A 19,991-nucleotide genomic window follows, 5' to 3' on the forward strand; every position below is an offset into this window, starting at 1 on the left:
TGCTGCCTTGTTGGCCAGCCTAGTGCACCCGGCATTCCGTGCCGGGTGCACCAGGCCCTGTGGTGCTTGGGGGAGACTAGCCGTGAAGGGGCTTGCCCGCGAGTGCCAGGTGGGCTTCGCCCAGGGCTTCGTTCTGGGTGGGGTGGGCGTGCACCAGCTGCGCCACATCCTCGGGGTAGGCTTCCCAGTTCACGATCAGCTGGGCTTCGCCGACCTGCTCGCCCATGCGGGCGCCGATCATGTGGACGCCCACCACGGGGCCGTCCTTCTGGCGGACCAGTTTGACCAGGCCGGAGGTGCCCAGGATGGAGCTCTTGCCGTTGCCGGCCAGGTTGTATTCCTGCGTCTGTACCTGGTCCTCGCCGAACTTCTCCTTGGCTGCCTTTTCGGTGTAGCCAACCGTGGCGATTTCGGGCTCGGAGTAGGTGACCTTCGGGATGTTGATGTCCTCGACGATCACGGGCTTCAGGCCGGCGATTTCCTCGGCCACGAAGATGCCCTGCTGGTAGCCGCGGTGTGCGAGCTGGACGCCGGGCACGATGTCGCCCACTGCGTAGATGTTGCCGACGCCGGTGTGCAGGCGCTCGTTGGTGATGACGAAGCCGCGGTCGATTGTGACGCCGGCTTCCTCGTAGCCAAGGTTGGCGGTGACTGGGCCGCGGCCCACGGCAACCAGGAGGAGGTCGGCTTCGAAGGTCTTGCCGTCCACCAGGGTGACCTTGACGCCGTCCTCGTTCTGCTCGACGCCCTGGAAGAAAACGCCAGTGGAGAACTTGATGCCGCGCTTCTTGAAGGCACGCTCGAAGTTCTTGACGATGGTGGCGTCCTCGTTGGGAACCAGCGAGGGCAGGCCTTCCACGATGGTGACGTCCACGCCGAAGGACTTCCAGACGGAGGCGAACTCGACGCCGATTACGCCGCCGCCCAGGATGATGGCGCTCTTGGGGATGAAGTCCATGGTGAGGGCCTGGTCCGAGGTGATGACCTTGCCGCCGAGCTCCAGGCCCGGGAGGGTGCGGGAGTAGGAACCGGTGGCCAGGACGATGTTCTTGCCCTTGTACGCGGTGCCGTTCACCACGACAGTGTCGGTGCCCTGGAGCTTGCCTTCACCTTCAATGACAGTGATGCCCTTGGACTTGATGAGGCCCTGCAGGCCCTTGTACTTGCCGGCGATGATGCCGTCCTTGTACGCGTTGACAGCGTTGATGTCGATGCTGTCAAGGGTGACGTTCACGCCGTACTTGGCGGAGTCACGGGCGTGGTCGGCCAGCTCCGCAGAGTGCAGGAGGGCCTTGGTGGGGATGCAGCCGTTGTGGAGGCAGGTGCCGCCCAGCTTTGCCTTCTCCACGAGGCCGACGGTGAGGCCAAGCTGTACTGCCCGCAGCGCGGCGGCGTATCCGCCGCTGCCGCCACCGAGTACCAGGATGTCGAATTCTTGCGCAGTTGCCTGATCGGCCACTTAAACGCTCCCTCGCGTGAACGATGACGCGGTCCTGCGCATCATCTGGTCTTGGAACCTGCACTGCCGTGATTATTCCAGCAGGCCAATTCTCTTGCATTTGTGACTACCGTGGTTCACCTTAGCGAACCACTAATCCATGCTCCACCCTGGCACCACGTTTGTGGAGCGCTTGTGTCGAGTGTCACGCGGCTTTGTGGCACAGGGATCACCGGTCCCGCAAAGCCGCGTGCCAGCACGGTGCCGGCCGCCGGATGTCAGGCAGCAGCAGCCAGGATGTCCTCCACGTAGGCCACCAGCGTCCGGACCGTGCAGCCCGTTCCCTGCTTGTGCGTGTAGCCATAGGGGCTCCCGTTATTGAAGGAGGGCCCGGCGATGTCGATGTGGGCCCAGGGGATCTGTTCCCCGTCCTTGCCCTTACCCACGAACTCACGGAGGAAAACGGCCGCGGTCATCATGCCGCCGTGGCGTTCGCCGATGTTCGCGAGGTCGGCCACCTGGGAATCAAGGCTGGGCCGCAATTCCTCGGGAAGCGGCATCGGCCACACGAGCTCTCCGGCCCGGTCCGCTGCGGCCTTGAGCGGGCCGGTCACGCTGTCCGATCCCATGACGCCCGCGGTCCGGTTTCCCAGGGCGATCAACTGCGCCCCGGTGAGGGTTGCGACGTCGATGATGGCGTCCGGGTACTCGGCGCTGGCGGCAACGATGCCGTCGGCCATGACCAGGCGCCCTTCGGCGTCGGTGTTCAGGACCTCCACGGTCTTGCCGCCGAACATCGTCAGGACGTCAGCCGGACGTGATGCGGCGCCGGAGGGCATGTTCTCGGCGATGCACAGCCAGGCGGTTGCCTTAACCGGCAGGCCGAGTCCCGCGAGGGCCAGCACAGTATTAAGGACGACGGCGGCGCCCGCCATGTCGCTCTTCATGTCGCCCATGCCAAGGGCCGGCTTGATGGAGATTCCGCCAGTGTCAAAGGTGATGCCCTTGCCGACGAGCGCGATCTTTGACGTTGCCTTGGCGGGAGAGTATTCCACCTTGACGAGGCGCGGCTGGCGGGCGGAGCCCTTGCCCACGCCCATGATGCCGCCGAAGCCCTCCTTCTCGAGGCGCTTCTCGTCCCAGACGGTCACCTTGACGGGCAGGCCCTTGGCCAGGTCCTTTGCAGCTTCGGCGAAGGACTCGGGGTAGAGGTGGCTGGGCGGCTGGTTCACCAGGGAACGGGTGGCGTTGACCGCCTTCCCGATCAACGCCGCCCTCTTAAGGACGGGGCCAAGTTCCTTCTGGTCAGCCAGGTCGGTGAAAATAACCGCATTGCGGACCGGATCCTTCAGGCCGTCCCTGGAGGTCCGGAACTCGGTGAAGGAATAGGCCCCCATGGCGGCACCTTCGGCCACCGCTGCGACGTCGGTGACTGTCGCCGTCGGAAACGCCAACGCGACCGTGGCGAAACCGGCGAGCTGGCGGATGGCGGAACCGGCCGCCCGGCGCAGTGCTTCCCCGGCAAGCGGTTCCGCAGCCGATACCTTGCCCACGCCGGCCAGGACCAGGACACCCGCGCCGGTCTCCGGCAGGCCCGGCAGGCGCACCAGCTGGTCGGCCGCGCCCGTGACCCCGAGCGCCTTGAGCGAATCCGCGAGTGCCTCGGCGGACCTGGCAGTCAGCGGGTTCTCCAGGAGGACGGGACCGTCTGCACCCTGCCCAACGCCTATGACCACCGCGTCGCTGGGGCTCTTCTTCAGGTCCCGCGAGAGGGTACTAAGGTTGATTTCAGTATTCTTGACCACGGGGTCAGTCCTCGATTCTCGAAAGATGTTCGGGCAGGGGTGCATGTTCGGCGTTCTGCCATGGTTGCCCGGGTACGGCCGTTCGGAACGCAGTCCGGGTGTCTGCAGGCCCGTCTGGCAGGCCAGTTCCGATCGTAGCCCGTAGCCGCCGCGCCGGGGGAATTTCGTGAGAGGTGCGCCACACCGGGTGCCGGAATGCGCGGCCGTCCCGGGGCGTTGTAAAAGAATGTCCACCCGCACCTGTGAAAGGAACATGCCGTGCTTGAACGGATCTCCGGCTCCCTGCTGGACCCCGGCGCGCTCTACGCGAGCAACATTGGGCTATTCCACAGCCCCGGGCTCCGCGGGCTGAACCTGGTGATGGGCTTCACCGGATTCGCCGATGCCGGCCACGTGGTGAAGCAGATCAACGCGGAGTTGCTGGACTCGCTCGACGCCGAGCCGGTGGCGGTGTTCGATGCCGACCAGCTGATCGACTACCGCTCGCGCAGGCCGCACCTGACGTTCGTGGAGGACCACCTCCAGGATTACCAGGAACCGAAACTGGCCCTGTACCGCCTCGTCGACGGGCTGGGTAAGCCTTTCCTCCTGCTGGCCGGCTTCGAACCGGACCTGCAGTGGGAACGCTTCGCACGCGCCGTGGTGGGCATCGTGGAGCAACTGGATGTCAACCTGGTCACCTGGATCCACTCCATTCCGATGCCGGTTCCGCACACCCGCCCGGTGGGCGTCACGGTGCACGGGAACCGGCCGGAGCTGATCGAAGGCATCTCCGTGTGGAAGCCCACCGTGGAGGTTCCCGCAGCCGTGGGCCACATCCTCGAACTCCGCCTGATGGAGGCCGGACGGAATGTGGCCGGTTATGTCATCCACGTGCCCCAGTACCTGGCCGAGGCGGAATACCCCACGGCCGCCGTCGCCGGCCTGGAATACCTTGGCGCAGCCGCCTCGCTGATGCTGCCCTCGGACAGGCTCCGCGAAGCGGGCCGTGAAGTCAGCCGCCAGATCGCCGAACAGATTGATGCCTCCGAGGAAGTCCAGCAGGTGGTGTCGCGGCTGGAGACCCGCTATGACGAAAAGGCGGAGGGCACAGTTCGCCGCTCGCTCCTGGCGGACGAGAACGACGAACTGCCCAATGCCGACGACCTCGGCGCCGCGGTGGAAGCGTACCTGGCACGGGAGAACCCGGGTCAATAAAGGGGCTGGACCAATAAAGGCCTCCGGCCGCCGCCCGGGCATAATGAAGTGGTGACTGCACCCCGCGCCTGGCTTATCTGGACCATCGGAATTTTTGGGTACCTGGTAGCGGTGGCGCAGCGGACGTCCTTTGGCGTAGTGGGACTGGAAGCCACCGAGCGGTTCCAGGCCAGCGCGTCAGCGATCTCGTTCTTCACCGTCCTCCAGCTCCTGGTCTACGCCGGACTCCAGATTCCCGTTGGCCTGCTGGTGGACAGGTTCGGCTCTCGCGCCATGATCGCCGGCGGTGCGGCCCTGATGGGGCTGGGCCAGCTCCAGCTGGCTTTTGCCGACACCATTCCCGGGGGAGTCGCAGGCCGGGTGCTGGTGGGGGCCGGGGACGCCATGACATTCATCTCCGTGATCCGCCTCATTCCGCTGTGGTTTGCTCCTGCCCGGGTGCCCCTGGTGACCCAGCTCACGGGCATGTCAGGCCAGCTCGGTCAACTGTTCAGCGTGATCCCGTTCGCCTTCGTCCTGCATCTCTCAGGCTGGACCCCCGCGTTCCTGATGCTGGCAGGCCTGTCAGCCTTCGCCGTCGTCCTGGTCCTGCTGCTCCTGCAGGATGCACCGCCAGGCACCGAACGGCCACACGCGAAGCAGGGCCTGCGGGCTACGGGTGCGTCACTTGCCCGGGCGTGGCGCCAGCCGGGAACACGGCTGGGCATGTGGAGCCACTTCACCATCCAGTTCAGCGGCACAGTGTTTGCGATGACCTGGGGCTACCCCTTCCTCATTTCCGGCCAAGGGCTGGACGCCGGAACAGTGGCCGCACTCATGGCGCTGTACGTCGCCGCCGCAATGGCCGTAGGTCCCTTCATCGGGCGCTTCGTTTCACGGCATCCGCTGCGGCGTTCCACCATGGTCCTGCTCATTGCCGGCGCCACCGCCGGGGCATGGGCTGCCGTCCTGCTGACTCCCGGACAGGCGCCCCTGTGGCTGCTGGCCGGCCTTGTCGTGGTGCTTGCCGTCGGCGGCCCCGGCTCGATGATCGGCTTCGACTTTGCGCGGACGTTCAACCCGGCGCACCGGATCGGAACAGCGACGGGCATTGTCAACGTGGGCGGGTTCATCGCAGCCCTTGTTGCGATCTTCCTGATCGGGCTGGTGCTGGACGTCCTGTTTGCCAGCGGCTTCTCCAACGGCGTGCTGTATGGCCTGGATCCGTTCCGCATTGCGCTGAGCGTCCAGTTCCTGCTGCTCGGATCAGGTGCGGCGGCGATGCTGGTCTGCCGGCGCAAAGTGCGGCGGCAGATGGCCGCGCAGGGCGTCGTTGTTCCACCGCTGCGCAGCGCCATTGCCCGCCAGCGGCGGGAAAACCTCGCCCGTCGCCGGCAGCCAACGCCTGTGGATGACGCCGACTAGTCCTGCACCGACTAGTCCTGCACCGACCAGTCCTGCACAGGGCAGGTTTCTTCACATAGCCGACGGCGGGCCTTACCCGGCATCGGAAGCCAGCGAAGGCTGGAGGCATGACACCTCCAGAACACCTGACAGTCCGCAGCCCGCAAGACGTCCTGGGCTTCATTCCCCATTCGCTGGGCTACTGGCCGTCCGCAAGCCTGGTTGCCATGACGTTGCAGGGCAAACGGCTGGGCGCCACGCTCAGGCTGGACCTTCCCGCTCCGGAGGTCCTTGCGCAGCCCGCCGCTTTTGCCCGGACGGTCTGCGCCTACCTTGAAGCGGACCAGCACGCCGACGGGTCGCTGTTGGCACTTTTCACGAACAACGGCTGGCTGGCGGGTCCGGACGGCTACGGCAGCCTGCTCGCGGAGTTGCAATGGACGCTGGACCATGCGGGAATGCCGGTAAGGGACGCCTGGTACGTCGGCAGCGAGTACTGGCGGGACGCCTTTTGTGCCGATCCCGCCTGCTGCCCTTTTCCAGGACGTCCGGTCCAGGAGATCCGGGACAGCACCCTGAACGCCGAAATGGTGTACCGCGGAAGCAGCGTGGGTCCGCCGCCGCATGAACAGCCGGCCGCGGTCCTGCCGGGTTCCAGCCTCCACTGTGCTGCCGTCCGGGAGGCGGAGGAGGCGTGGTCGGCGGAACTGGACCTTCGCCGAGGAAGCAGGGGGCAGTTTGACGCCGTGCTCGGGCTCTGGACGGCCCTAATTAACCGTCCGCCGGGTGAACCATGGCTTCCCGAGGCTGACCGCGACGGTTTCCTGCGGGCAACCCTGCTGGTGCCGGGATGGCGGGATGCCGTCCTGATGATGGCCGCCGCCGGACGGAGGGCAGCGGAAGCCGGGGCTGAGCAGTTCGCCATCTTTCGCGATGAGTGCCGCCTGGATCCCGTGGCGCCGCCGGCAGGACCCCCGGGAGCAGGCCCCGCCGAGGAAGTGGCCGGGCTTGGCGGTGGCGTAAGCGGCCGGGTGCTGGAGGTTGGGGTTCCTTGCTATGGCGATGTCCTGATGGGGATCCAGCCCGCCGTTCCGGACTGGGAGAGGCTCGACGCGCTGGATCTCGTACTCCAGCAGCTGGCCGCGGCCGGCGGCCCGGCAGCCGCAGCCTCGCTCACGGGAAGGGGCTGGATCGCCTGGTGCCGGGGCCGCGGTTCGTTCTCGGCAGCCCACCTGGCGCAGGCCCTTGAGATCGAACCCGGGTATCGGCTGGCCGAGCTGCTGCTGGAAATGGTCCACCGAGGCACCATCTGCGGCTGGGCGGCCCGGAAGGAAGCTGCGTGGCAGAAATTCGGTCCTGACGCCGCCTAGGGCCACACGCAGGATGGCGGGGAGGGTGCCGCGGGCCCGGGGCGGCGGCCCCTGTGGCGGCGGAGAACGGCGGGGAGGCCGGAATCGGGGAAATCATGAGACAATGGATGCCGAGACCCGGTTGGGTCCGTGTATCGAGCGCTCAGGATTGTGCCCTTCGGGGAACATTACAGCGGCTCCGGCAGTTGTCTTAATAGACTCTGCCGGCCGTGGTGGCGCTTGGTTTTCACCACGGACTTGACAGGGTCATAGTGGTGTTGCCCGTATGGTGATTCCACAGACCACCGCTAGAAAGGTTTTCTGTGACCCCGTCTTCCACGAAGAAGGACCCCGCCGCCCAGGACGAACTGTCCGCCGAGGAGAAGCAGGCTGCGACCAACGCCAAGCGGGCAGCTACGCGGGCAGCCAACAAGGCATCTGCCGGTGAGGCCGCGGACGGCAAGCGCGAGCCCAAGAAGCGCGGCCCCAAGCCCGGTGCAAAGGCAGCTGCCGAGGCTGCCGGCAAGTCTGCGGCCGGTGGCGCGGACGATGTAGAAGAAGTCGAGGAAGAGCTCGACGACATCATCCTCGAAGGACCTGAGGTCATCGAGGAGGACGCCGAAGCAGATCCAGCCAAGGGAGCTGCCGGCTCGGGCAAGGGCTTCGTCTATTCGGACGCCGACGACGACGACGCACCCGTGCAGCAGGTCATGTCCGCCGGGGCTACCGCCGACCCCGTCAAGGACTACCTGAAGCAGATCGGAAAGGTCGCGCTGCTCAACGCAGAGCAGGAAGTGGACCTGGCGCTCCGGATCGAAGCCGGCCTGTTTGCCGAGGAAAAGATCAACGCCGACGACGGCTCCATGGATCCGAAGTACAAGCGTGAGCTCGAATTCATCATCCATGACGGCAAGCGCGCCAAGAACCACCTCCTCGAAGCGAACCTCCGCCTGGTGGTCTCGCTGGCCAAGCGCTACACCGGCCGCGGCATGCTGTTCCTGGACCTCATCCAGGAAGGCAACCTGGGCCTCATCCGTGCGGTGGAGAAGTTCGACTACACCAAGGGCTTCAAGTTCTCCACCTACGCCACCTGGTGGATCCGCCAGGCGATCACCCGCGCCATGGCTGACCAGGCACGCACCATCCGTATCCCCGTGCACATGGTGGAGGTCATCAACAAGCTGGCCCGCGTCCAGCGCCAGATGCTGCAGGACCTGGGCCGCGAACCCACGCCTGAAGAGCTGGCCCTCGAACTGGACATGACTCCCGAGAAGGTTGTTGAAGTCCAGAAGTACGGCCGCGAGCCCATCTCGCTCCACACACCCCTGGGCGAGGACGGCGACTCCGAGTTCGGCGACCTGATCGAGGACTCCGAAGCCGTGGTTCCGGCGGACGCCGTGAGCTTCACGCTTCTGCAGGAGCAGCTGCACTCCGTCCTGGACACGCTGTCCGAACGCGAAGCCGGCGTCGTGGCCATGCGCTTCGGCCTGACCGATGGCCAGCCGAAGACTTTAGACGAAATCGGAAAGGTCTACGGAGTCACGCGCGAGCGTATCCGCCAGATCGAATCGAAGACCATGTCCAAGCTCCGCCACCCGTCGCGGTCGCAGGTGCTCCGGGACTACCTGGACTAAAGCCAGGTCCGGTCAACAAAGCGGCCCGCCAGCCGCCGCGCCCCAGGCGCGGCAGCCGGCGGGCCGCTTTGGGTTTCCGCCGTAGCGGGCGGAACCGTTGCGGGTGGGCCCAGGGCGACGCTGAAGGTTGGTGCTTAAAAGGATTGGGACCCCACCTTGCGGTGGGGTCCCAACAGCTTCGGGAACCTAGTCGATTTCTACGACGGCCTTCTCGTGAAGCTTGCCCGTCTCGTCGTGCCAGTCGGAGCTCAACGGCTTGAGGGTGGCCTCCACTGCACGGGCATGGTGGCCGCAGAACAGCAGTTCACCGCCGGAGGACTCCAATACAACCCGGACGTAGGCCTGCGCTCCGCAACGGTCGCACCGGTCGAGTGCATTGAGTGTGCGGTCTGCCACTGCTGTTGTCATGTCGGCCTCCTTAGTAGATCAGTACGTCTATATAACCAGCATTCGTAACAAAACCATCGCAAGGATGGGGCAAGTTCGCTGTGCGCGTATCCGCAAAGTTGGCTCAAGTTCGCCGCAGCAGCCGCCGGCACCACCGGCGTGGCGCGCTCCACAGCCACCGCCAGGTGTGGCAGCCGTCCGCCCGGCTCCGGGCCGACTACCCTAGAGGAAGCGATTCCAGCCTGCTGTTTCCGTCCCTGAAGGAGTTCATCACCAGTGGCACCAAGTTCTGATTACACCGCCCGGCACCTGTCTGTATTGGAGGGCCTCGAGGCTGTCCGCAAGCGCCCGGGCATGTACATCGGATCCACAGACTCACGCGGACTTATGCACTGCCTCTGGGAGATCATCGACAACTCCGTGGACGAGGCCCTGGCCGGATTCGGCCACGACATCAGGATCATCCTCCACGCAGACAACTCGGTCGAGATCCACGACGACGGCCGCGGCATCCCCATCGACAAGGAACCCAAGACTGGCCTGACCGGCGTCGAGGTGGTCTTCACGAAACTCCACGCCGGCGGCAAGTTTGGCGGCGGCTCCTACACCGCCTCCGGCGGCCTGCACGGCGTCGGCGCGTCCGTGGTCAACGCGCTGTCCTCCCGCCTCGACGTCGAAGTGGACCGCGGCGGCAAAACCTACAAGATGTCCTTCCGGCGCGGCGAGCCCGGACGCTTCAAGGACGTTGGCTCCAGGATCGACCCCGCCGCACCCTTCACTCCGTTCGTGGACGATTCCGTCCTGGACGTGGTGGGCAAGGCCAAGCGCGGCGTCACGGGCACCCGCATCCGGTACTGGGCCGACCGGCAGATCTTCACCCCGGACGCCAAGTTCTCCTACGACGAACTCGCTGCCCGGGCGCGGCAAACGTCCTTCCTGGTGCCGGGCCTGAAGCTGACGGTCCGTGACGAGCGCAGGGTCCCCGGAACCGCCGGTGAGTCCGGGCCGCACGAGGAAGTCTTCCACCACGACGGCGGGATCTCCGAGTTCGTCGAGTTCCTGGCCGCAGACCCGGCCGTCACCGACGTCTGGCGGCTGCACGGCTCCGGGAAGTTCAAGGAGACCGTTCCGGTGCTGGACGAACGCGGGCACAGCCAGCTCGCCGAGGTGGAACGCGACTGCGAGGTGGACGTTGCCCTGCGCTGGGGGATCGGCTACGACAGCACCGTGCGGAGCTTCGTCAACATCATCTCCACCCCCAAGGGCGGAACCCACCAGTCGGGTTTCGAGCAGGCCCTGGTCAAGACGTTCCGCAAGGCCGTGGAAACCAATGCCCGCAAGCTCAAGGCCGGCAACGACAAAATTGAAAAGGACGACATCTTCGCGGGCCTGACTGCTGTCCTGACGGTACGGCTGGCCGAGCCGCAGTTCGAGGGCCAGACAAAGGAGATCCTCGGCACCTCGGCCGTCCGCGCGATCGTGGCCAAGGTGGTGGAGCGCGAAATCACGGCCAAGCTCGGCTCGGCGAACAGGAACGACAAGGCCCAGTCCGCGCTCCTGCTGGAAAAAATCGTCAGCGAGATGAAATCGCGCATCTCGGCGCGCGTGCACAAGGAAACCCAGCGGCGCAAGAACGCCCTGGAAACTTCCTCCATGCCCACCAAGCTGGCTGACTGCCGGACGGACGACGTCGGACGTTCTGAACTGTTCATCGTGGAAGGCGACTCGGCGCTGGGAACCGCCAAGCTGGCCAGGTCCTCCGACTTCCAGGCCCTGCTGCCCATCCGCGGCAAGATCCTCAACGTGCAGAAGGCCTCGGTGGGGGACATGCTCTCCAACGCCGAATGCGCAGCCCTCATCCAGGTGGTGGGCGCTGGCTCCGGCCGCAGCTTCGACATCAGCGCCGCCCGCTACGGCAAGGTGATCCTGATGACGGACGCCGACGTTGACGGCGCCCACATCCGCACGCTGCTCCTGACGCTCTTCTTCCGCTACATGCGCCCCATGATCGAAGAGGGCCGCGTCTTCGCCGCGGTCCCGCCCCTCCACCGCGTGGAGGTCATCAACGCCGGCCAGAAGGCCAACGAGATGATCTATACCTACTCGGAGGCGGAGCTCCACGTCCTCCTGGCCCGGCTGGCCAAGGAAGGCAAACGGTACAAGGAGCCCATCCAGCGCTACAAGGGCCTGGGCGAGATGGATGCCGAGCAGTTGGCCGAGACCACCATGGACCCGCGGCACCGCACCCTGCGCAAGGTGGGCATCGAGAACGCCAAGCAGGCAGAGGAGATCTTCGACCTGCTGATGGGCTCCGACGTGTCCCCGCGCAAGGACTTCATCATTGCCGGCGCGTCCAGCCTGGACCGGGAACGCATCGACGCCTGACGTCGGGAAGCGGGCCCCCCATAGCGGGAGGCCGACGGCGGGACTCAGCCCAGCAGGCCGGGCACCACCAGCAGGGCGGTGGGCAGCGCGAGCAGCAGCACGGAGCCGGCCATCACCATGTGCCGGACCGGCGCCGGGAGCTCAGGCTGGGGTGAAAGCAGCCTGCTGACCCGGGTGGCCGTGGTGCGGGCCGGGTCCGGGTAGGACGTGCCGGCGGCCGTTTCGAGGCCGGGCAGTGCCAGGCTGGACGCTCCGGGATGGAGTTCCGCTCCGCCGGCGTTCCCGGCCGAGCCGCTGGCCACGATGGCGATTGCCTTGATCAGGGTGGCCTTGCTCTCGGTTTTCAGTGCGACGTCGTCGGCCAGCATTTCAATCAGCGAATTTACCGACTCCTGGGCAAGGCGGGTGGTGGGCAGCCACGGCAGGGCCTGGCGCCAGGCAGCAAAGGCCCACAGCAGCAGGTGGTGCCGTTGGCTCAGGTGCGCGTTCTCATGGATCAGGACCGCCCGGAGTTCGGCCGGTTCAAGCGCCGCCATCAGGCCGTCCGAGAGGACCGTCACAGAACGGGCGCCGCCGGGAAGGCAGTAGGCCACGGGGGAGTCGTGGCTGATAACGAGCGTTCCTGTTCCCTCAGCGGACGGCGAAGCCAGGAGGGCAAGCAGTTCGCGGTGCCGCCGCCGCTGGCGCTCGATCTTGTAGTACGTCAGCAGCAGCGTGAACACCAGGTGGGCGGTGAGCAACGCGGCGGCGGAGAGGGCAAAGATGTGCCAGAACCCCAAGGCTGTGGTGGGGGCATTAAAGAGCACCATTCCGGCCAAGGCCCGGAGCCCTGAAATCAGGTTGTCCCCGACAGGCTCCAGGCCGTAGACCAGCATGGCGCCGATCATCGACAGGCCGCCGGCCAGGGCGATCGCCTGCCACAGGAGCATGGCGGTGAACGGCGAGCGGGCGGGCCACTTCGCCCGCGAGAGGAGGATAGGCACCGGCCACGCCAGGACTATCGCAAGGACCGCCAGCAGGTACGAGGCCCAGAACATGGTGCGTTACAGGTGGCCAAGCAGTTTGCGCAGCGTCTCGGCCTCGCCCTCGGACACGGACCCGATGAAGCGTGCCAGCACGGCCTCGCGGTCCGGCGCTGATCCCAGCACCTCATGCATCAGCTCAGCGGTGTGGTCCTCGCGGCTGGATACTGCCTGGTAGCGGTGCGGACGGGTGCCGCGTTCGCGTTCCACCAGGCCCTTCTTCTCCAGCCGGGACAGCACGGTGAGAACGGTGGTGACGGCAAGTTCCTTGCCTTCGTGGCCTGCCGTGCCGTCCTGTCCGGCAGAGGTCTGTGCCAGCCGGTCCCGCAGGGTATTCGCGGTGGCTGCTTCCTGGCCCGCCCAGAGCAGATCCATCACTGCCCGTTCCAGTTCACCAAGACTAGCCATTGCACTTTTCCTTTGTTTCCCCGCGCCACCGCCTCGAAGCGGCGGTGGCTGCATGCTTTTGTTTCAACTACAACCTCTAATTTACCCGGTTTTCCCCTGACTTTCTACGCCGGGTAGAACACGGGTCGGACGGGCACCCCGCCCTGGTGTTACAAGAGCCGGAATGCCGGTTTTACACCGCTGCGGACGCTGTTCTACACTCGGTAGAAGTTAGACTTCTACAAAACGTAGAAGATCTGCAGCCGTTGACAAGAGGGAATACCTTGGACGCTATGGACGCCCTGGAAATCGCACGCTGGCAATTCGGTATCACCACCGTCTACCACTTCATGATGGTCCCGCTGACTATCGGCCTCGGCCTGGTGGTCGCCGTGATGCAGACCGCCTGGCACCGCACAGGCAAGCAGGAATACCTCCGCATGACAAAGTTCTGGGGGAAGCTCTTCCTCATCAACTTCATCATGGGCGTGGCCACCGGCATCGTGCAGGAGTTCCAGTTCGGTATGGCCTGGAGCGAGTACAGCCGGTTCGTCGGAGACGTGTTCGGAGCTCCGCTGGCATTGGAGGCCCTCCTTGCCTTCTTTGTCGAGTCAACGTTCCTGGGCCTGTGGATCTTCGGCTGGAAGCAGCTGAAGCCGGGCATCCACCTCGCGTGCCTCTGGATTGCGGTGATCGGCTCGGTGTTCTCCGCCTACTTCATCATCGTGGCCAACAGCTGGATGCAGCACCCCGTGGGCGTGGAAATGGTGGACGGCCGGCCCGTCATGACCGATGCCTGGGCAGTCTTCACCAACAACACAGCACTCGTTGCTGTGCCCCACACGCTGTTCGGCGCGCTGGCCGTCGCCGGCGGCTTCCTGCTGGGCATCGCCTGGTACCACCTGTGGCGGAGGCGGCGCGACGGCGTGGACACCGTGGGTGCCGACGGCAAGGTTATCCCCGGCGAAGCAGCAGGGATCCCCGGCCGTGACGTGAACGACCACAAGGTGTGGCTCCGGTCCCTGCGCATCGGGGCGGTGGTGGCCATGATCTCCTTCGCCGGCACCGCCCTCACCGGCGACCTCCAGGGCAAGCTGATGTTCGAGCAGCAGCCCATGAAGATGGCCGCGGCGGAAGCTGCCTGCCACGACGGCACCGGATTCTCTGTCCTCAGCATCGGCAACATCGGCTCGCAGAACTGTGACGACATCGTGGCGCTGATCGAGGTTCCGGGCATCCTCTCCTACCTGGCCAAGGGCGACTTCACCACCGAAGTCCAGGGCGTCAACAGCCTGCTGCCCGAATACCAGGAGAAGTACGGCACGCACCTGCCGGACAACCCGATCTACGGCGAACGCGCCGGACAGGCAATCGACTACCTGCCGGTCATGGAGGTGACCTACTGGGGCTTCCGCATGATGATCGGCTTCGGCGGGCTTGCCGCCCTGGCAGCGCTGGTGGCGCTGTGGATCACCCGGAAGGGAACTGTTCCCGAGTCCCCGTGGCTCATGCGACTGGCGGTCTTCGGCATCCTTGCCCCGTTCGGCGCCAATGCGGCCGGCTGGATCTTCACGGAAATGGGACGCCAGCCTTTCGTGGTGGCTCCGAATCCCGATCCCAGCGGCATCGACCAGGTCTTTATGTTCACGGCGGCCGCCGTTTCGCCGGGGGTCTCGGCGGGCGAACTGCTGGCATCACTGGTGGCATTGACGGCGGTCTACGCGGTCCTGCTGGTGGTTGAGGTCAAGCTGCTCGTCAAGTACATCCGCGGCGGGGTGGTCTCCGCAATGCCGGAACTGGTCCACGCACCCGTGGACGAGAACGAGGACGCCACCCCCGGACAGGGCGGCCCCGGCGGCGGGAAACCGGCCGACGACGTCCTGGCCTTCGCGTACTAGCCCGACACCAAGCAGAGGAAACACAGAATGGAACTGCTCCCCACCATCTGGTTCATCGCCATCGCGGTGCTGTGGACCGGCTACCTCTTCCTGGAGGGCTTCGACCTCGGTGTCGGAATGCTCATGAAGCTTTTCGCCCGCAACAACACCGAACGCCGGGTCCTGCTCAACACCATCGGCCCGGTGTGGGACGGCAACGAGGTCTGGCTCCTGACGGCAGGCGGCGCCACCTTCGCTGCCTTCCCGCTCTGGTATGCCTCCCTGTTTTCGGCCCTCTACCTGCCGCTGCTGGTGGTGCTCGTTGCCCTGATCTTCCGGGCGGTGGCCTTCGAATACCGCGGCAAGGTGGACACGGACCAGTGGCGTGCCCGGTGGGACTGGGCCATCGCGCTGGGTTCCTTCTTTGCCGCCTTCGGAGTAGGCGCCGCGCTGGCCCTCACCACCACCGGGCTTCCCCTGAATGCGAACGGCGACCGTGAAGGCGGCCCGCTGGCCTGGTTCAGCGGCTACGCGGTGCTGGGCGGGCTTGCCGTGGTGGGATTCTCGCTGCTGCATGCCCTTGCCTTCCTGGCGCTGAAAACCGACGGCGACGTCCGGCACCGGGCCCGCCAGTGGTTCGTGCGGCTGCTCCCTGCCCTGCTGCTGCCCATCGCCGCCTGGGCCCTCAGCATCCAGTTCCTCGACGGCAAGCCCTGGACCTGGGCCCTGGTCGTGGTGGCTGTCGCTGCTGCCGCAGCGGCCTGGGTGTGGGCCCGCAAGGGAGCCGAAGGCAAGGCATTCCTGGCCCTCGGCGCCTTCCTGGTCCTCGGTACCGCATCCATCTTCGGCGCAGTATTCCCGGTGGTGCTGCCTTCAACCCTGGACGGCGCCTTTGACCTGACCATCTCCAACGCTTCCTCCTCGGACTACACTCTTGGGCTTATGAGCGTCGTGGCCGCCTTCGGCCTTCCCCTGGTCATCGCGTACCAGGCCTGGACCTACTGGGTCTTCCGGCGGCGGGTCAGCGCAGCGCACATTCCGGAGGCCCACAGCTTCCTGCCGGCCATCGCCGCCAGGGCCTTCACCACGAAGGGCTGACATGCGGTCAAGTTTCCCGCCCGGTCCCGCCACCCGCTCCGCCATCTACCTGCTTGGACTGCTGGCTGCGCTCAAGGCGCTGTCACTGGTGCTCATGGGCCAGGCAGTGGCGTCAGTCCTCACCGGACTTGTGGCGGGGGATGCGGGCTGGGCCGGCCAGGTTCCCCTGGGACTGGCCGGCGTGGTCCTGCGGTCCCTGACCGTCTGGGGACAAGCCGTTGCGGCCCGCCGGGCCGCCCTTGGCATCAAGGAGGAGCTGCGCACCCAGCTCCTGGAAAGGGCACTGCGGAACGGGGCCAGGGAGGCGGGACCGGCCGACGGCGGACTCGCCGTCCTGGCAACGCGCGGCCTGGACGCCCTGGACAACTACTACACCCAGTTCCTCCCCGCCCTGGTCAACTGTGCCGCGATCCCGCTGCTCCTGGGGGCCCGGATCCTCTTCGCCGACTGGGTCAGCGCGGTGGTGATTGTCCTGACGGTGCCGCTCGTGCCGCTGTTCATGGTGCTGATCGGCCGCTACACCGAGGACAACGTCCGCGAGGCACAGGCCTCGCTGGCACGGCTCTCCGCCCACATGCTGGAACTGGCAAAAGGCCTGCCCGTCCTGGTGGGACTCGGCAGGGCCACGGCGCAGCGCAAGGCGCTGGAAGAAATCTCGGAGGAATACCGCGCCCGCACCACGGGAACCCTGCGCACGGCGTTCCTGTCCGCCCTGGCGCTGGAACTGATCGCCACCATCTCGGTGGCCGTGGTGGCGGTGTTCATCGGCGTCCGGTTGGTGCACGGCGACATGCCGCTTGAGGCAGGCCTGCTCGCCCTGATCCTGGCACCCGACTGCTATCTTCCGCTGCGTGAACTGGGCACCGCCCACCATGCCAGCGACGACGGCCGCGTGGCCCTTGCCGAAACCACCGCGGTCACGGAGGCTCCCGAGCCGCGGCCGCTTCCCGCGGCCAAGGCGGGAAGGCCTGGTGCGCCGCTCACCGTCACCGGCCTGGCCGTGAGCTACAGCGGAAGGTCCGGGCCCGCCGTCGGCCCGCTCACCTTCTCGGCGCCCCAAGGCAGGATCACCGCCTTGGACGGGGCCAGCGGCGCAGGGAAGAGCACAGTCCTCGGCGTCCTCGCCGGGACCATTGGCGATGGTGCCGGCACCACGGTGTCCGGCGCGGTCCAGGGACTTGACCGTGCCGCCCTGGCCTGGGTGCCGCAGCATCCGGTGATGCTCGCGGAAACCGTCCTGGAGGAGGTGGTGCTCTACCTTTCCGGGGACATCCATGGCGGCCGCGGCCAGGCAGCCGTGCAGGCCGCAGCGCGGGCCTGCCTGGCCCGCGCCGCTGCCGGCCACCTGGCCCGGCAGCACCCCGCAGAACTGAGCCCTGGCGAGCTGCGGAGGGTCGCCCTGGCGCGTGCCCTGGCGAGGATCGAGGCGGGGGCCACAGTCCTGCTGCTGGACGAGCCCACTGCCCATCTGGATGACGCGTCGGCGATGGCCGTCGAGGACGCCATCAGGAGGCTTCGGGGCCGGGTAACCGTCATCCTGGTGGCGCACAACGAACGCACCCGCAACCTGGCAGACCACGTTGTGCCCGTGGGGCCGGGCCGAACGGTCACGGCGGCCAGCCACCAACCTGCCGGCCACCAACCTGCCGCGCTGCCGGCGGACGCCGCCCAGGCAGGACGTATTGCCCCGGCCGGCCCCGACGCAGGCAAAACGCCCTACAGCCCACCCACGACGGACGCGGGCGCCGCCCCTGCGGCAGCAGAGGGAGCCGGCAACCGCGCCACCGCCCGGCTCCTCTCGGCGCTCCTCGCGCCGGTCCGCGGCAAGTTCGCCGCCGCCGCTGCAGTGGGCACGCTCGCGGCGGTCTTTGCCGTGGCGCTGTCCGGCCTGTCCGGCTGGCTGATCATCCGGGCCAGCGAGCAGCCGCCCATCCTTTACCTGCTGACGGCGATTGTGGGCGTGCGGTTCTTTGGCATCGGGCGGGCCGTGCTCCGTTACTGGGAACGGCTCCTCCTCCACGATGCGGTGTTCGCCGCCCTCACCCGGCTCCGCGGGCGGCTGTGGGAGTCACTGAGCCGCAGGGCGCTCGCCCTCCGCCGCCTGCTCCAGGGCGGCAACGTGCTGGGAACGGTGATTGACGACGTCGATACCGTCCGCGACCTCCTGCCCCGCGTTGTGCTGCCGCCGCTGACCGCCCTTGCCGTCTCCGCGCTGGCGCTGGCAACCACCGGGCTGCTGGTACCGGCCGCGCTCCCGGCCGTCCTTGCGGCCGCTGCGGGCAGCCTGTTCCTGGCCCCTGCCGTGGCACTGTGGGCCGACCGGAAATCTGCCAGCGCCGAACAGGTGCTGAGGTCCGGAGTCCTGCGCCGCATTTCCGCCGCACTTGATGCCAGGGCCGAGCTCCATGCCAACAATGTCGCCTTTCCGGTCCTTGCCGGACTGCGCGCCCAGGACCGCAGGGCCACCCGCGCGTCCCAGCGCTCGGCCTGGGCGGACGGCCTGGGCCACGCCATCACCACCGCGTCCTGCTGTGCGGCGGCTTTCGCGGCCGCCTGGCTGGCGGCTCCCGCGGTGTCCGACGGCCGGCTCGAGCCCGCCACGGCGGCGGTTCTGGTGCTGCTGCTCCTCGCGCTGGTGGAACCTTACGCAGCGATGACGACGGCGGTCCGCCAGTTCCCCGCGCTCCGGACAGTCATGCGGCGGGTTGCGGCCTCCGGCGCACTGGACGCCGACGCCCCGGGTTCCGGGGGCGGCGCTGCCGACGGCCTGCAGGAGGTGCCTGCCCGGCGCAGCGGTGCTCCCGGCGTCGAAATCGAGAACCTTGCCGCGGCCTGGCCGGGCGGCCTGCCGGTGTTTACCGGGCTGGACGCGGTGGCGGAACCGGGCCGGTGGCTGGCAGTCACCGGGCCCTCCGGCTCCGGAAAGTCCACCCTGCTCTCGGTCCTGCTGGGCTTCCTTCCGGCCGCTGCGGGAGCTGCCCGGGTGACCGGCCGGGCAGCGTGGTGCCCGCAGGAGGCCCACCTCTTCGACTCGACCATCCGCGGCAACCTGCTGCTCGGCAGGCCTTCCTCCGATGACCGGACTGCCGGCGGCGGAACCGGCGGAGCCGGCGGCGACAATGAACTCCGCGATGTGCTGGCGTCCGTCGGGCTGTCCGGCCTGGTGGAGCGGCTGCCGGCCGGCCTGGACACCAGGATCGGTCCCGGCGGGGCGTTCCTGAGCGGAGGGGAGCGCCAGCGCCTGGCGGTGGCCCGCACGCTGATGACGGGTGCGGAGGTCATCCTGCTGGATGAGCCGACGGCCCACTTGGATGCGGAATCTGCGCGGACGATGCTGGCCGACCTGCGCACAGGCCTGCGGGACCGCACGGTGGTGCTGGTGACCCACAACCCTGCCGATGTCCATCCGGAGGATGCGAGGCTGGTGCTGGCCGGATCCGGGGACGCCGGAGGTGCAGGACGCAATGGTGCGCCGGCGTATGCCGCCGTGGCGGAAGGTGCTCAGCCGTCCACGTCGTGAAGGTGGTGGACGACGTCGTGCAGGAAATACTGGGCCAGCGTCAGTACGGTGAATTCGGCGCCGTTGCTGCGCAGCCCTTTCCGTCCCCACTCAGCTTGGCGGACGCCGGCAAAGGATTCCGCCACCTGCTTGCCTTCCGCGGCCAGCTCGGCGCTGACTACGGCGGGATCGGCGTTGGCGTAGTCCTTGTCCAGCGCTGTCTGGTCCTGGTCCCAGTTCTCGAACCGTGCGCCGTCCGTATCCAGCATGAGGTTGAGCCTCTGGTCAAAGAGGCTGAAGACGTCCCGGACGTGGCAGGCGTACTCCAGCGCCGACCAGGTGTGCTCATTCGGGCGCTCGGCAGCGTCCGGCCTGCGCAGGACGGCCCGCCAGCGGGGGAGCATGTTTTCGATGGTCCCGGGGACCGTTGACGGGGTGACCGTGGAAGCGTCAAAAGAGCATTCCGGGCAGGGACGGGTCAGGACCCAGGTCCAGTCCTTCTCATCAGGAACGATAGGCATGAAAGCAGT

14 protein-coding genes are annotated in these 19,991 nt (G+C 67.0%); 8 read left to right on the plus strand and 6 right to left on the minus strand.

Annotated features, from left to right (window positions below; translation table 11 throughout):
- Positions 1 to 76 precede the first annotated feature (76 nt).
- Positions 77 to 1,459, minus strand: coding sequence for a dihydrolipoyl dehydrogenase (lpdA, locus tag KTR40_RS07730; RefSeq protein ID WP_139028891.1), 1,383 nt, complete (start codon positions 1,457 to 1,459; stop codon positions 77 to 79).
- A gap of 257 nt (positions 1,460 to 1,716) precedes the next feature.
- Positions 1,717 to 3,243 carry a leucyl aminopeptidase gene (locus tag KTR40_RS07735; RefSeq protein WP_228405778.1) on the minus strand — a complete coding sequence of 509 codons (1,527 nt, stop codon included), beginning with the start codon at positions 3,241 to 3,243 and terminating at the stop codon, positions 1,717 to 1,719.
- A 258-nt stretch (positions 3,244 to 3,501) separates the two neighbouring features.
- Here KTR40_RS07735 and KTR40_RS07740 point away from each other — a divergent pair, with 258 nt between their 5' ends.
- The 4 genes from KTR40_RS07740 to KTR40_RS07755 all read left to right on the plus strand — a co-directional run bounded on the left by KTR40_RS07740 (position 3,502) and on the right by KTR40_RS07755 (position 8,806).
- Positions 3,502 to 4,440, plus strand: a complete 939-nt coding sequence (locus KTR40_RS07740) for a proteasome assembly chaperone family protein (RefSeq protein ID WP_228405779.1) — start codon at positions 3,502 to 3,504, stop codon at positions 4,438 to 4,440.
- A 51-nt stretch (positions 4,441 to 4,491) separates the two neighbouring features.
- On the plus strand, positions 4,492 to 5,844 hold the full coding sequence (locus KTR40_RS07745; RefSeq protein ID WP_139028894.1) for a nitrate/nitrite transporter: 1,353 nt from the start codon (positions 4,492 to 4,494) through the stop codon (positions 5,842 to 5,844).
- A gap of 107 nt (positions 5,845 to 5,951) precedes the next feature.
- Positions 5,952 to 7,193 carry a DUF4192 family protein gene (locus KTR40_RS07750; RefSeq protein WP_228405780.1) on the plus strand — a complete coding sequence of 414 codons (1,242 nt, stop codon included), beginning with the start codon at positions 5,952 to 5,954 and terminating at the stop codon, positions 7,191 to 7,193.
- A 302-nt stretch (positions 7,194 to 7,495) separates the two neighbouring features.
- Positions 7,496 to 8,806 (plus strand): RNA polymerase sigma factor, encoded by a 1,311-nt coding sequence (locus KTR40_RS07755; RefSeq protein WP_139028896.1) that lies wholly within the window; start codon positions 7,496 to 7,498, stop codon positions 8,804 to 8,806.
- A gap of 186 nt (positions 8,807 to 8,992) precedes the next feature.
- Here the strand turns inward: KTR40_RS07755 and KTR40_RS07760 are convergent, their stop codons facing one another.
- Entirely contained in the window at positions 8,993 to 9,214 is a 222-nt protein-coding gene (locus KTR40_RS07760; protein WP_139028897.1) for a hypothetical protein, read from the minus strand.
- A 255-nt stretch (positions 9,215 to 9,469) separates the two neighbouring features.
- Between KTR40_RS07760 and KTR40_RS07765 the strand changes: the two genes are divergently transcribed.
- On the plus strand, positions 9,470 to 11,578 hold the full coding sequence (locus tag KTR40_RS07765; protein WP_139028898.1) for a type IIA DNA topoisomerase subunit B: 2,109 nt from the start codon (positions 9,470 to 9,472) through the stop codon (positions 11,576 to 11,578).
- A gap of 44 nt (positions 11,579 to 11,622) precedes the next feature.
- Here KTR40_RS07765 and KTR40_RS07770 read toward each other — a convergent pair whose 3' ends face one another.
- Positions 11,623 to 12,615 (minus strand): M56 family metallopeptidase, encoded by a 993-nt coding sequence (locus tag KTR40_RS07770; RefSeq protein ID WP_139028899.1) that lies wholly within the window; start codon positions 12,613 to 12,615, stop codon positions 11,623 to 11,625.
- Positions 12,616 to 12,621: 6 nt separating this feature from the next.
- Positions 12,622 to 13,008 (minus strand): BlaI/MecI/CopY family transcriptional regulator, encoded by a 387-nt coding sequence (locus KTR40_RS07775; RefSeq protein ID WP_139028900.1) that lies wholly within the window; start codon positions 13,006 to 13,008, stop codon positions 12,622 to 12,624.
- A 272-nt stretch (positions 13,009 to 13,280) separates the two neighbouring features.
- Here KTR40_RS07775 and KTR40_RS07780 point away from each other — a divergent pair, with 272 nt between their 5' ends.
- Genes KTR40_RS07780 through cydD form a run of 3 tightly spaced genes read left to right on the plus strand, consistent with a single transcriptional unit; the run spans position 13,281 to position 19,482 of the window.
- Positions 13,281 to 14,885, plus strand: coding sequence for a cytochrome ubiquinol oxidase subunit I (locus tag KTR40_RS07780; RefSeq protein WP_139028901.1), 1,605 nt, complete (start codon positions 13,281 to 13,283; stop codon positions 14,883 to 14,885).
- Between the two features lie 27 nt (positions 14,886 to 14,912).
- On the plus strand, positions 14,913 to 15,962 hold the full coding sequence (gene cydB / locus KTR40_RS07785) for a cytochrome d ubiquinol oxidase subunit II (RefSeq protein WP_139028902.1): 1,050 nt from the start codon (positions 14,913 to 14,915) through the stop codon (positions 15,960 to 15,962).
- A gap of 1 nt (position 15,963) precedes the next feature.
- Positions 15,964 to 19,482, plus strand: a complete 3,519-nt coding sequence (cydD, locus tag KTR40_RS07790) for a thiol reductant ABC exporter subunit CydD (RefSeq protein WP_228405781.1) — start codon at positions 15,964 to 15,966, stop codon at positions 19,480 to 19,482.
- On the opposite strand, the gene KTR40_RS07795 is transcribed toward cydD, so the two are convergent.
- Positions 19,464 to 19,982 (minus strand): DinB family protein, encoded by a 519-nt coding sequence (locus tag KTR40_RS07795; protein ID WP_139028904.1) that lies wholly within the window; start codon positions 19,980 to 19,982, stop codon positions 19,464 to 19,466. The genes cydD and KTR40_RS07795 overlap by 19 nt on opposite strands.
- Between the last annotated feature and the right edge of the window lie 9 nt (positions 19,983 to 19,991).

Origin of the sequence: Pseudarthrobacter sp. L1SW (assembly GCF_020809045.1) — a bacterium.
Classification (GTDB): domain Bacteria; phylum Actinomycetota; class Actinomycetes; order Actinomycetales; family Micrococcaceae; genus Arthrobacter.

Excerpts from the sequence above, each read along its gene's own strand:
- KTR40_RS07750 (WP_228405780.1), top strand. The coding sequence starts at position 5,952 with ATGACACCTCCAGAACACCTGACAGTCCGCAGCCCGCAAGACGTCCTG.
- KTR40_RS07760 (WP_139028897.1), bottom strand. The coding sequence starts at position 9,214 with ATGACAACAGCAGTGGCAGACCGCACACTCAATGCACTCGACCGGTGC.
- KTR40_RS07780 (WP_139028901.1), top strand. The coding sequence starts at position 13,281 with ATGGACGCCCTGGAAATCGCACGCTGGCAATTCGGTATCACCACCGTC.
- KTR40_RS07775 (WP_139028900.1), bottom strand. The coding sequence starts at position 13,008 with ATGGCTAGTCTTGGTGAACTGGAACGGGCAGTGATGGATCTGCTCTGG.
- cydB (WP_139028902.1), top strand. The coding sequence starts at position 14,913 with ATGGAACTGCTCCCCACCATCTGGTTCATCGCCATCGCGGTGCTGTGG.
- KTR40_RS07770 (WP_139028899.1), bottom strand. The coding sequence starts at position 12,615 with ATGTTCTGGGCCTCGTACCTGCTGGCGGTCCTTGCGATAGTCCTGGCG.
- cydD (WP_228405781.1), top strand. The coding sequence starts at position 15,964 with ATGCGGTCAAGTTTCCCGCCCGGTCCCGCCACCCGCTCCGCCATCTAC.
- KTR40_RS07795 (WP_139028904.1), bottom strand. The coding sequence starts at position 19,982 with ATGCCTATCGTTCCTGATGAGAAGGACTGGACCTGGGTCCTGACCCGT.